This is a genomic window from Erythrobacter litoralis, assembly GCF_029760855.1.
Taxonomy (GTDB): domain Bacteria; phylum Pseudomonadota; class Alphaproteobacteria; order Sphingomonadales; family Sphingomonadaceae; genus Qipengyuania; species Qipengyuania litoralis_A.
Map to the genome: position 1 here is coordinate 324310 of NZ_SOSI01000004.1, position 12443 is coordinate 336752.

Annotated in this window: 12 protein-coding genes; 6 read left to right on the forward strand and 6 right to left on the reverse strand. The window is 62.7% G+C overall.

Features of this window, described 5'->3' with window-relative positions:
• Positions 1-21: 21 nt before the first annotated feature.
• The 4 genes from E3U23_RS09925 to E3U23_RS09940 form a co-directional block, all read right to left on the reverse strand.
• A complete protein-coding gene (locus E3U23_RS09925; RefSeq protein ID WP_279351084.1) occupies positions 22-1506 on the reverse strand; it encodes an ABC transporter permease in 1485 nt (494 codons plus the stop codon).
• Positions 1503-2420 (reverse strand): ABC transporter ATP-binding protein, encoded by a 918-nt coding sequence (locus E3U23_RS09930; protein WP_279351085.1) that lies wholly within the window; start codon positions 2418-2420, stop codon positions 1503-1505. Before E3U23_RS09930 ends, E3U23_RS09925 begins: the two co-directional genes overlap by 4 nt.
• 125 nt (positions 2421-2545) lie before the next feature.
• Positions 2546-4921, reverse strand: coding sequence for an ATP-dependent Clp protease ATP-binding subunit ClpA (gene clpA, locus E3U23_RS09935; protein WP_279351086.1), 2376 nt, complete (start codon positions 4919-4921; stop codon positions 2546-2548).
• 152 nt (positions 4922-5073) lie between these two features.
• Positions 5074-5274: a DUF1192 domain-containing protein gene (locus E3U23_RS09940; RefSeq protein WP_279351087.1), complete on the reverse strand. Its 201-nt coding sequence runs from the start codon at positions 5272-5274 to the stop codon at positions 5074-5076.
• 139 nt (positions 5275-5413) lie between these two features.
• Between E3U23_RS09940 and E3U23_RS09945 the strand changes: the two genes are divergently transcribed.
• The 3 genes from E3U23_RS09945 to E3U23_RS09955 all read left to right on the forward strand — a co-directional run bounded on the left by E3U23_RS09945 (position 5414) and on the right by E3U23_RS09955 (position 8963).
• Complete coding sequence (locus E3U23_RS09945) at positions 5414-6394, forward strand: NAD(P)H-quinone oxidoreductase (RefSeq protein ID WP_431732682.1); 981 nt, start codon at positions 5414-5416, stop codon at positions 6392-6394.
• A 113-nt stretch (positions 6395-6507) separates the two neighbouring features.
• Complete coding sequence (locus E3U23_RS09950) at positions 6508-7227, forward strand: DUF1013 domain-containing protein (protein ID WP_279351088.1); 720 nt, start codon at positions 6508-6510, stop codon at positions 7225-7227.
• A gap of 53 nt (positions 7228-7280) precedes the next feature.
• Positions 7281-8963, forward strand: a complete 1683-nt coding sequence (locus tag E3U23_RS09955) for a long-chain-fatty-acid--CoA ligase (protein WP_279351089.1) — start codon at positions 7281-7283, stop codon at positions 8961-8963.
• A gap of 64 nt (positions 8964-9027) precedes the next feature.
• Here E3U23_RS09955 and E3U23_RS09960 read toward each other — a convergent pair whose 3' ends face one another.
• Positions 9028-9417: a bactofilin family protein gene (locus E3U23_RS09960; protein WP_279351090.1), complete on the reverse strand. Its 390-nt coding sequence runs from the start codon at positions 9415-9417 to the stop codon at positions 9028-9030.
• Between the two features lie 13 nt (positions 9418-9430).
• On the reverse strand, positions 9431-10588 hold the full coding sequence (locus E3U23_RS09965; RefSeq protein WP_431732678.1) for a peptidoglycan DD-metalloendopeptidase family protein: 1158 nt from the start codon (positions 10586-10588) through the stop codon (positions 9431-9433).
• A gap of 252 nt (positions 10589-10840) precedes the next feature.
• On the opposite strand from E3U23_RS09965, the gene E3U23_RS09970 reads away from it, so the two are divergent.
• From E3U23_RS09970 to E3U23_RS09980, 3 genes are all read left to right on the forward strand, one after another.
• Positions 10841-11515: a nicotinate-nucleotide adenylyltransferase gene (locus tag E3U23_RS09970; protein WP_279351091.1), complete on the forward strand. Its 675-nt coding sequence runs from the start codon at positions 10841-10843 to the stop codon at positions 11513-11515.
• Positions 11516-11632: 117 nt separating this feature from the next.
• Positions 11633-11992 carry a ribosome silencing factor gene (rsfS, locus tag E3U23_RS09975; RefSeq protein ID WP_279351092.1) on the forward strand — a complete coding sequence of 120 codons (360 nt, stop codon included), beginning with the start codon at positions 11633-11635 and terminating at the stop codon, positions 11990-11992.
• Between the two features lie 12 nt (positions 11993-12004).
• Complete coding sequence (locus E3U23_RS09980) at positions 12005-12427, forward strand: 23S rRNA (pseudouridine(1915)-N(3))-methyltransferase RlmH (protein WP_279351093.1); 423 nt, start codon at positions 12005-12007, stop codon at positions 12425-12427.
• Positions 12428-12443: the final 16 nt, after the last annotated feature.

Consider the following 12443-nt stretch of genomic DNA (forward strand, 5'->3'; position numbering starts at 1 on the left):
GCTTGCGTTCCCGAACCCGGGCTATTGCGGCCTCGCGCGCAGGCGCTCCAGCATGCGTCCGAGCGTCGGCTTCTGGCCGGTCGCGAGCAGACTGGCGCGGAACAGGCGGCCGAGGAAGATCAGTTCGAGCGCGATGGTCGCCGCGAGCAAGGCCCCAGTTCCGACCAGCACCCAGGTTTCGATGCCCATTCCGAGCCGCGCCAGCACAGCGAAGGGCGTCCACAGCGGAACCCAGGTAAGCACCTGCACGATCCAGCCTTCGCGTCCTGCAAGAATAGCTTGCAAGAGGAAGGTGATCGGCAGCAGGATCGCGAGCAGGACAGGCATGAGATAACCCTGCGCCTCGCTCATCGAATCGACCATCGCGCCGATGGCGACGAAGATCATCGAGATGCCGATATAGCCCGCGACGAAGAAATAGAGGATCGTCAGGATCGCGCCGGGCGAAGATACCGGTTCCAGCGCCGGGCGGATCATGTCGGCGATCACGCCTTGCGTCGCATAGGCGGCGACGGCAGCGCAGCCCGCCCACACGGCGATCATCAGCAAGCCGACGCTGAGCCCACCGAGAAGCTTTCCGTACATGAGTTCCTCCGGCTTGATGCAGGCGAGCAACGACTCGAGCAGTTTGTTCGATCGCTCCTCGACCGAGCCTTGCAGCATCCAGCTGCCCGACAGCATCAGGCTCATCATGAGGATATACGCAAGGGCAAGCGGGACGATGGAGCGGACCAACAGCGCCTCGCGCGCGCCATCGCCGGGGGGCGGGGTGTTTACGGAAATGGCCGGGACGGCGCTCTGGATCGCCGCCGCGTCCGCCGCGAGAATTCCTCGTTCGGCCAGCAGGCGGGTGCGCAGGTCACCGGTAAGCGTTTCCTGCATGGCGGCGACGAAGCTCGCGCGGGGCTGGTTGGCGGAATAGAGGCCAATCGCAGGAACGGCCGGATAGTCCTCGCCGATCAGAACGACGATTTCGGGCGCGTCGTCCGCGTCGCTGTCGAACAGGTCCTGCGCGGCGGCCCCGAAGCCTTGCGCCGATTGGGAGGCGAGGGCGGGCGGTGCGGGGACGAATTCGTACAGCGGCGGATCGGCCTCGAATTCCGGCGTGCCATCTGGTCGGACCGCATCGATTTTGGCGATTGCGCCATCGACCCCGCCGGAAGTGCGGAAAGCGGCGATGTCGGTGGCGGTGTACCAGCGATCGTGCTGCGTCCAGACGGCCTGCGGATCGGCGCTTTCGAGGTCGTAGCGCTGCACGTAGCGCGAGAGTTCGCGAAGGGTGTTGCGATCGTCGTCTTCGGCGAAGCGCTGTTGCAGAGCCTCGCCCGCACCGCTGCCAGACCGATCGATCATGGCGACAGGCGTTGCGTCCTCGTCGCCAAGGCTTTCTGCCAGTATCGGACCCAAGGCCAGCGCGACGGGCAGGATGAGCAGCGTCAGCCAGAAGCTTTTCATCGCGAGGATCTGGCGAATTTCGCGTTTCGCGACGAGGAGGATATTGGTCATCGTTGTACTCCTTCGCCGCCGACCAGTTCGACGAATATGTCGTGCAAGGTGGCGCGCCGCTCATCCCACCGCCGCAAGCCGATCCCGTTGGCGGTGCAGTGTTCGAGGACACTGGCTGGCGAAACGCCCGGTTCGAGTGCGACCTTCCATTCGCGCCAGCCGTCGCCTGCTGGCTCGCCCGCATCGGCCCTTGCGACACCTCGAAGCGAGGAGAGATCGCTTTTGGCAACGGCGGTGAGGCTGATCGGCAATTGCGCGCGGGCTTCGTCCAGCGTGCCTTCGAAGCGCTTCCTCCCTTTTCGCAGCAGCAGCAACCGATCGCACAGCCGCTCGGCATGCTGCATCACGTGGGTCGAGAAGATAACCGCTGCACCGCGTTCCGACGCGCGCAGGATCTCGTTTTCGAGCAGGCCCTGATTGACCGGATCGAGACCGGAAAACGGCTCGTCCAGCATCAGCAATTCGGGATCGTTGACCAGCGCCGTCGCCAGCTGCACCTTCTGCGCCATGCCCTTGGACATGTCGCCGATATCGCTTTTCGCCCGGTCGGCGAGGTCGAACCGAGTCAGGAGGTCCATGCCGCGCGATCGGGCAAGCCCGGCATCCATGTTCTTCAATCGCCCGAAATAGACGATGGTCTCGATGGCGCTCATGCCGGAATAAAGACCGCGTTCTTCGGGCAAGAAACCGATCGCTGCCGCTTGCCTGCGATCGGGCGAGCCGCCGAGCACGGTGATGGTGCCGGATGTCGGGCGGATGATGTCGAGCACCATGCGCAGCGTCGTCGTCTTGCCTGCGCCGTTCCCGCCGAGGAAGCCGAAGATTTCGCCTTCCCTAACGGTGAAAGACAAATCGTCAACGGCCAGAACGTCGCCAAAGCGCTTTACGAGCCGGTCTACTTCCAGAACTGCCATCGTTTCCCCCCGATAGAGCGCGATGCCTATGGGGTTCGTGCCCCGCCCGCAAGCCGATACCCGACGGATACGAAAAAGGGGTCGACAAATGCCGACCCCTTTCTGGTTCACTCGGTGGATGAAGCTCAGCTTTCGCTTTTGTCCGCTTCCTCCGACGTATCGTTCTGCGGATCCGGCGAAGAGGCCTTCCTGGTGGACGGCTTTTTCTTCGCCGTTTTGGCTTTAGGCGGCGCCGGGGTGACTTCGAAGGCGGGCTTGCCGTCCTTCATCGTCACCGCAACTTCGCCGCCATCGGCCAGCTTGCCGAACAGCAATTCCTCGGCCAGCGGCTGCTTGATCTTTTCCTGGATCAGGCGGCCCATCGGACGGGCACCGTACAGCCGGTCATAGCCCTTGTCGGCTAGCCAGGCGCGGCTTTCCTTGTCGAACGTGATGTCGACGTTCTGCTCCGCGAGCTGCAATTCGAGCTGCAGGATGAATTTGTCGACCACGCGGGCGACCGTATCCCTGCCGAGATAGGTGAACGGTACGATGGCATCGAGCCGATTGCGGAATTCCGGCGTGAACATCCGCTTCACCGCTTCCTCGCTCGCATCCTCGCGGCTGACATCGCCGAAGCCGATGCCCTGGCTCGCCATATCGGCGGCCCCGGCATTGGTCGTCATGATGAGGACGACGTTGCGGAAGTCGACCGTCTTGCCATGGTGATCGGTCAGACGGCCGTTATCCATCACCTGCAGGAGGATGTTGAACAGGTCGGGATGCGCCTTTTCGATTTCGTCGAGCAGCAGCACACTGTGCGGATTCTGGTCGACCGCATCGGTCAAGAGGCCGCCCTGATCGTAGCCGACATAGCCCGGAGGCGCGCCGATCAGCCGCGAAACGCTGTGCCGTTCCATATATTCCGACATGTCGAAGCGCTTCAGCTCGATGCCCATGATGCTGGCAAGCTGTCGCGCGACTTCGGTCTTCCCGACGCCGGTCGGGCCGGAGAACAGGAACGAGCCGATCGGCTTATCGGGATCGCGCAGGCCGGCGCGGCTAAGCTTCATGGCCGTGGCGAGCCGGTCGACCGCGGCATCTTGGCCGAAGACGACATGCTTCAGATCGCGGCCGAGATTTTCGAGCGCCTTCTTGTCGTCCTTGCTGACCGATTTGGGCGGAATGCGCGCCATGGTGGCGATGACCGCCTCGATCTCGCGCGAGGTGATCTTCTTCTTCCGCTTGGACGGCGGGACGAGCATCTGCATTGCACCGACCTCGTCGATCACATCGATCGCCTTGTCGGGCAGCTTGCGGTCATTGATGTAGCGCGCCGAGAGTTCGACCGCCGTCTTGATCGCATCGGGCGTGTACTTGACCTTGTGATGATCTTCGAACGCGCTGCGCAGGCCCTTGAGGATCTTGACCGTATCCTCGATCGTCGGCTCGTTCACGTCGATCTTCTGGAAGCGGCGCAGCAGCGCGCGATCCTTCTCGAAGTGGTTACGGAACTCCTTGTAGGTGGTCGAGCCGATACAGCGGATCGCCCCGCTGGACAGTGCCGGCTTCAACAGGTTGGAGGCATCCATCGCCCCGCCGCTGGTGGCTCCGGCACCGATCACGGTGTGAATCTCGTCGATGAACAGTACGGCGTGCGGCATGCCTTCGAGTTCGTTCACGACCTGCTTCAGCCGCTCCTCGAAATCGCCGCGATAACGCGTGCCGGCGAGAAGCGCGCCCATGTCGAGCGAATAGATCACCGCTTCGCTCAGCACTTCCGGAACGTCGCCCTCGACGATCTTGCGCGCCAGGCCTTCCGCGATCGCGGTCTTGCCCACGCCGGGATCGCCGACATAGAGCGGGTTGTTCTTCGACCGGCGGCAGAGGATCTGCACCGTGCGATCGACCTCGGGCCCGCGGCCGATCAGCGGATCGACCTTGCCGTCCTCCGCCTTCTTGTTGAGGTTGACGGTGAACTGGTCGAGCGCGGTTTCCTTCTTGTCGCCGCTCTTCGCCTTTTCCTCGCCCTCGGCCGCGTTCTCCGCGCCCTGCGGCGTCTTGCCGCTTTCGAGCTGCTTGCCGCCCTTGCCGATGCCGTGGCTGATGAAGCTCACCGCATCCAAGCGGCTCATGTCCTGCTGCTGCAGGAAATAGACCGCGTAGGAGTCGCGTTCGGAGAAGAGGGCGACCAGCACGTTGGCACCTGTCACCGTGTCCTTGCCCGAAGACTGCACGTGCAGGATTGCGCGCTGGATCACGCGCTGAAAGCCGGCGGTCGGCTGCGGATCGGAGCCGTCGTCGGATTTGAGCGACTGGTATTCCTGTTCGAGATACTGCCGGACCACCGCGCCCAACTCGTCGAGATCGACGCCGCACGAACCCATGACCTGCGCCGCATCTTCGTCGTCGATCAGTGCGAGCAAAAGGTGCTCGAGCGTCGCGTATTCGTGGCGACGTTCGCCGGCATCGCTGAGGGCTGCATGGAGGGTCTTTTCGAGATTTGCTGCGAAGCTGGGCATTCGTGTGTTCTTTCGTCAGGAGACTCGCGGAATGGTCGGTTGAACAGGCGGATTGGAGAGTACCGCCAACAGGTTAGCCGAAGCTGTATGAAGGACCGCGTATGACGGGAATATAGGATCGGATTTCGCCATTTCACCCCCGCCGCGCATGGTCATTCCTTGCGGCCGAACAGCGCGTCTGCCGCATCGCGGTGGGCGGCGGCTTTCAGGCGGTGTTTTTCGACTCGGGCGATCTCGGCCTCGAGCAGGGCGATGCGTTCGGCCAGTTCGTCCTGCGAGTAGGGGGAAAGGTCTTCGGCGGCGAGCTTGCTCGCGGCATCGCCCTTGGGGCGGGGCAGGTCGCTTTCATCCATTGCCAGCCAGTCTCCGCTTCCGTCCGGTTGCTGTCAACCGATGTGCGATGTATTGCGCCTGCCGACTGCGCTGCGCCGATGGGGCGACGGCGAGAAGGGGGCGCGAATTTTGGCCGATCTGCCTGACACCATGACCGCGATGGGTTTCGACGATGCGGGCGATCCAGACGTCTTCCGTCCCGAATCGTTGCCGATGCCCGAACCGGGCAAAGGCGAAGTATTGATCCGCGTTGCCTGGGCGGGCGTGAACCGGCCCGATGTCATCCAGCGGCAGGGCTTCTATCCGCCGCCGCCGGGCGCCTCGCCCATTCCCGGGCTCGAAGTTTCCGGAACCATCGTTGCGGTGGGGGAGGACGTGCAACCCGAACTTCTTAATCACCGCGTGTGCGCGCTGGTTTCGGGTGGGGGCTATGCGGAATACTGCCTGGCGCAGGCGGCGCATTGCCTGCACGTGTCGCAGGCGATGGACCTGAAAACCGCTGCGGCCATACCCGAAACGCTGTTCACCGTATGGCACAACGTATTCGAGCGTGGCTGGGCCAAGGAGGGGGAAACCTTCCTCGTCCATGGCGGCACCAGCGGGATCGGCACGATGGCGATTATGCTCGCCAAGCAGTTCGGGATCACCGTCGTCACCACTGCCGGCAGCGACGAAAAATGCGATGCGGCGCGCGAACTCGGCGCGAACCTCGCGATCAACTACAAGGAACAGGATTTTGTCGAGGAAGTGAAGAACTTCACCGATGGCAAGGGCGTCGACGTTGTCCTCGACATGGTTTCGGGTGACTATGTCGCGCGCAATATAGAATGCCTCGCCGACGAGGGGCGGCACGTCACCATCGCGGTGCTGGGCGGCTTAAAGGCCACGATAAATATGGCGACCGTAATGCGGAAGCGGCTGACCCTGACCGGCTCGACCCTGCGCCCGCGTTCCAATGCCTTCAAGGCGCTGCTCGCCGACGAAATCCACCAGCACGCTTGGCCGCTGTTCGAGGACGGTACGATCGCCCCCGTAATGGATCAGGCGTTCCCGCTGGCCAAGGTCGCCGATGCGCACCGGCGGATGGAAGAGGGCGATCATATCGGCAAGATCGTGCTGGAGGTTTCGGGCGAGAACTGAAGCCTAAATACCGCGCGCTTGCCCAAACTCTAGCTTTGGCATACATGGCTAGGTCTAACGGCCGCTCCGCAAGGGGCGGCCCTTTCATTTTGAGCTTCTCGAGAAAGAGCCCCATGGCCGACCAACCGACCCCGCTAATGCCGCATGCGACTGCCACCTGGCTGATCGACAATACCGGCCTTTCCTTCGAACAGATTTCCGATTTCTGCGGTCTGCACATTCTCGAAGTGCAGGCGATGGCCGACGATCTGGCGGGCAGCAAGTATACCGGGCGCGATCCGCTCCATGCCAGCGAATTGACGCAGGAGGAAATCGAGAAAGGCCAGAAGGACTCGGAATATCGCTTGAAGATCCAGCGCGCGCCGATTGCGGTGAGCCGCACCAAGGGCCCGCGCTACACCCCGGTGTCCAAGCGGCAGGACAAACCCGACGGCATAGCGTGGCTCCTGCGCAATCATCCCGAAGTTTCGGACGCGCAGATTTCAAAGCTTATCGGTACAACCCGCAATACGATTGGCGCGATTCGCGAGCGAAGCCACTGGAACATCCAGAACATCACGCCGAAGGATCCCGTGACCCTCGGCCTGTGTTCGCAGCGCGAATTGGACGCGGTGGTGGCCAAGGCGGCGAAGAAGGTCCGCGCGACCGAAGGCGAAGAAGTCGCCGCGCCCGTGCCGGCAAGCGATGGCTCGAGCGATCGTGAAAAGCTGATCGAGGAACTGCGCGCCGAACGCGACGCCAACGAGAAGGCTGCGGCCGAAGCTGCACAGGAAGCCGAAGCGGAGGAATGGCTGCGCAACAAGCGCGCCGCCGAAGACGCCGAGCAGCCGTAAAGGCGGGCGCCTTTTGACTTGTCAGTAGGGGCGGGTTTCGTCATTCTACTGACATGTCTGTAAATAAGCGCTTTCCTATCCCGTCCGCCGACTATTCGCATCCGCGGGCGTGGGATTCGCCGCTCAAGGGCGATCTGCTGCCCGAAATCTTCGCACGCCGGGCGAGCGAAAAGGGCGGTGCCCCTCTGGTCGAGTTCCTCGGCCGCGAATTTTCCTATGGCGAACTGCACAATTCCGCTCGCCGGTTCGCCGCTGCCTTGGCCGAAAAAGGTGTGGGCAAGGGGGACCGGGTCGGCCTCTTCCTGCCCAACGTCCCGACCTATGTCGCCGCCTATTACGGGGCGATGATGGCCGGAGCGGTGGTGGTGAATTTCTCGCCGCTCTATTCGGCCGAGGAGCTTGCCCATCAAGTCGAGGATTCCGGCACGCTACTTCTCGTCACGCTCGATTCGCCGATGCTCCTGCCGACGGCGGAGCAGGTGCTCGATCGCTCATCGCTCGTCGCATTGATCGTGGCCCGATTGTCCGACGAGTTGCCGACCACGAAGAGCCTCGCCCTGCGCACTCTGGGCCGGAGCCAGATCGCCGAAATTCCGCGCCGGTCGGACGTGACGGTGTGGAGCGACTGGCAGTCGGACGAACAGCCGCCTGAGCCTATCTATCGTGCCGAGGACCTCGCACTCCTGCAATATACCGGCGGCACCACCGGCACGCCCAAAGGCGCGATGCTGACGCATGGCAATCTTGCCGCCAATGCGCGGCAGGTCGACGCGATCGATCCCTTCGGCCGGGATCATCCCGACAGTGTGCTCGGCGGTCTTCCACTGTTCCATGTTTTCGCCAACACCTGCGTTCTCAATCGCACGGTGGTGCGCGGCGGGATGATCGCGATGGTGCCGCGCTTCGATCCCGGCCAGGTGCTCAAGACGATCTCCCGCACCAAGCCGCTCGCCTTTCCGGGTGTGCCGACCATGTTCCAGGCGCTGCTCGACCACAAGGATTGCGACAAAACCGACTGGTCGAGCTTGCGCATCTGCATTTCCGGCGGCGCGCCGATGCCCGGCAAGCTTCGCGAGAATTTCGAAGCGCGCACGGGCGTTCGGCTGGTGGAAGGGTACGGTCTCACCGAAAGTAGCGGCGTCGTCTCCACCAATCCTTACGAAGGCAAGCGCAAGCCCGGCACGATCGGGCAGGTCCTGCCGAACACCAAGGTGCTGCTGCTCGACAAGGAAGAACCGACCAAGCTTGCGCCCGACGGAGAGCCGGGCGAACTGGTCGTCGCCGGGCCGCAGATGATGAAAGGCTATTGGAATCGACCCGATACCGCCGCCAGTGCCTTTGCCGAGCATGAGGGGGAAACGTGGCTGCGCACCGGCGACGTCGCGACGATCGATGGCGATGGCTATCTCGCCATCGTCGACCGGATCAAGGACATGATCGCCGTCGGCGGCTTCAAGGTGTTCCCGAGCCAGGTTGAGGAGGTCATCCTCCAGCACCCCGATGTGAAAGAGGCGCTCGTGATCGGCAAGCCCGACAGCTATCGCGGCGAATGCCCGGCGGCCTACGTTACGCTGATGGACGAGGCGGAGTGCGACGGCGAAATGCTGAAGGCTTGGCTTAACGACCGCGTCGGCAAGCATGAACGGGTCAGCGAGGTCGTTATACGCAAGAAATTGCCGAAGACGATGATCGGCAAGCTCGACCGCAAGGCCCTGCGCGCCGAAGTGCTGAACTGACGCCGGACACACGAAAGGCCGCCCCGCCGATGCGGAAGCGGCCTTTCCCCCCCTCCGGAAACCCTTATCCCGCGGCAACCAGCTCCGGCTTGCCGGTAGGCGCGGTGGCCTTCTGGTCGGATGCCTTGCTTTCGCGATGGGCGAAGCGACCTTCGACCTGCGCACCCTGTTCGATGGTCAGCGCATCGTAGAACACGTCTCCGGTGATTTTCGCGGTTTTGAGAATAACCAGTTCGCGCGCCGTGATCGAGCCGCGGACCGTCCCGGCAAGCCGGGCGTTTTCCGCTTCCACGCTGCCCGAAACGGTGCTGGTCTCGCCCTGGACGAGGTTCGAGCAGGCAATGTCCCCGTCGACATTGCCGTCGATGTGCAGGTCGGCGGACGCCTTGATGTCGCCTGTTATCGAGAGGTCCGAACCGAGGACCGAGAAGGTGGAATTGCTCTTGCTGGCCATCGTGCGCCCCGGATTAGCGGGTAGCGGCGAGCTCGGGAGCTCGGCGGATTTCTTCGAGAACATCGGGTGCAGTCTCCAGAAAAGTACGCGGATTGACCGCCTTGTTGTGAATGCGGACTTCGAAATGCAGGTGCGGCCCGGTTGATCGGCCGGTGCTGCCGATGCCGCCGATCAGTTCGCCCGGTTCGACCGTCTGGCCGACCTTCGCATCGAAGCGCGACATATGCGCATAGCGGGTCATGAGCCCGTTGCCATGATCGATCTCCACCGTCTTGCCGTATCCGCCCTTGGTGCCGACGAAGCTGACCTTGCCTTTCGCCGCGGCATAGATCGGCGCGCCAGTAGGGCCGCGGAAGTCGAGGCCCTTGTGCATGGCGCCGCCGCCGGTGAACGGATCCCGGCGGAAGCCGAAGCCCGATGAGACATATTTCAAGCTCGCCGGTTCGACTTGCGGCACGCGTGACAGGCCGTTTTCAAGCGCCGCCATGCGCGCAATGGAAAGGCCGAGGCGCTCGAAGCGCGGATCGATCGTACCGTCGCTATCGGTGGCGAGCTTTTCGAGCGGACCACCCATCGCAGTTCGGTCGGCCTGCCGCAACATCGCGTCGGGATTGAGGCCGAGCTTCTTCAAAGCCGCGGCCGCTTTCTGCGAACGCCACTCCGCGTATCGCGTCAAATTTTCCACAAAGGCGAGCTGGCGCGCTTCGAGCCGGGCGAGCGGGGCGGCTTCGGGGAAAGCGGCGCTGATTTTCTCGATCGCTTCGGCCGCTTCGCCGGTCGAATCGGTGACCGCGCCGGCGTTCTTCACGTCATCGGGCAGCGAGGCCACCATGTTCTCGATAAAGTCCTGCCGTTGCTGCAGGTCTGACGTCACCGCCTCAAGGTCTTCGCCATAGGCGGCAAGACGCTCTTCCGATGTCGCCACCTTCGCTTCGCGTGACAAAAGAGCCGTGCGATCGGCTTGGGCGCGGTATTGGGTCCAGCCTGCCGCAACCATCGATGTGGCAGCGATTAGGAAAACCAGCACCGCAGTCGCCGCCGCGAACATTTGCACGCGCGAGGAAAGGGTGATGAAGCGAACCTGGCCTTCCGACCGCATGAAAAATTCACGGTCCGGAAACCAGTTGCGGACGCGACTGATCCAGTCGCGAATAGCGTGTATATGTTCCAAAACGACCCGTCCCTTGGTCTTTTATCCCTGCTTTGAGGGTAACAAGCTGCGGAAGCGCTGCCGAATCCGAGTTCCCGTTAATGTGACGAACCGCCACCTTTCCGCGATGAGTCGACAAAATGCGCAGATATTATCGATCCCTTCTGCGCACAAATTGATAAGTTCGTGTTAACCATACAGAATAGGATTCAAGTAACATCATTGCCAGCCGACTGAAAATAAAACGGAAATTTCGCATGTTCGATTCCGCCCATGCATAACCGTAGGATCGGCCTCCTCGGCGGCAGCTTCAATCCCGCCCATGGCGGGCATCGCGGGATTTCCATGTTCGCGCTGGAAAGCTTGCGGCTGGACGAGGTTTGGTGGCTGGTTTCGCCGGGTAATCCCCTGAAGCCAGCAGAAGGCATGGCGCCGCTGGTTGCCCGGTTCGCTTCTGCCGTCCGTCAGGCGAAGCGCGCACCCATCAAGGTTTCCGCGATCGAGCGCGAGTTGGGTACACGATTTACCTTCGATACCTTAAGGGCGATCCGTCGACGCTTTCCGAAAAAGGAGTTCGTCTGGCTGATGGGCTCCGACAATCTGGCGCAATTCCACCGGTGGAAGGACTGGCGTGGCATCGCGCGGACCATGCCGATTGCAGTCATCGCGCGGCCCGGCTATGATGCTGCCGCTATCGCCAGCCCTGCGATGGCCTGGCTGCGACGCTTCCGTGTGCCGCGTGCCGGTTTCGTCAACAGGGCGAACTGGAGTGCCCCGGCGCTGGTGACTTTGCGTTTCGATCCCGATCCCCGTTCGGCAACGGCTATCCGCCGTGCCGATCCCGATTGGGCGGACGGACATACCGGCAAGACGCTTCGCGATCAGGTCACCTTCAAACCGATCACGGGCACCCCCATATCGATGGAAGAGGATGCGGCGGCATCGTGAACATCGCCGCCCCCGTTTTCAGCTCGGCTACATCATCGAGGAGTATAGCTTACGCCCATGACACAGGCGAATACCCCGTCGGCGCATGCCGATTCATCACGCAAGGCGCCGCCGCCCATGGCTGACGCGGCGCACGATCCGCTGCTGGCGCTGGTCCTGAAGCAACTCGACGACGATCAGGCGCAGGACGTCGTCACCATCGATCTCGAAGGAAAGACGTCGATCGCCGACTACATGGTGATCGCATCGGGCCGCTCGACGCGGCAGGTTGCATCCATGGCGCAGAAGCTGGCTGAGAAGATCAAGCACGAAGGTTTCGGCCCGGTGAAGGTGGAAGGCCTGACCGCGGCGGATTGGGTGCTGATCGATGCCGGCGATATCGTCGTCCATCTGTTCCGCCCGGAAGTGCGCAGCTTCTACAATCTGGAACGCATGTGGGCTTTCGGCGATGCTCCTCCGGTGTCCGGCACCGCCTGATTCTTTGGGGCCATGCTGTTGCACGTGATTGCTCGCGGCAAACTCGGCCGCTCGCCCGAGGCCGATTTGGTGGCGCGCTATGAAAAGCGGCTGACCTGGCCGGTCAAGTTCACCGAATTGCCCGAAACCGGCGGCCGCATCCCCGATCCTTCGACGCCTTGCAAAGCCGTTCTGCTGGACGAACGTGGCAAGGACCTTTCTTCCGAAAAATTTGCCGAAACGCTGGGAAACTGGCGTGACGAAGGGACGCGGGAATGCCGCTTCGTCCTCGGCGCGGCGGACGGTCATTCGCAAGAGGAGCGCGACAGGGCCGACCTGCTGCTGGCGTTCGGAAAGGCGACCTGGCCGCACCTGCTCGCGCGCGCCATGCTGGCCGAGCAGCTTTATCGTGCGACGACGATCCTCGCCGGTCACCCCTATCATCGCAGCAATTGATCCGGCACAGGCCCTT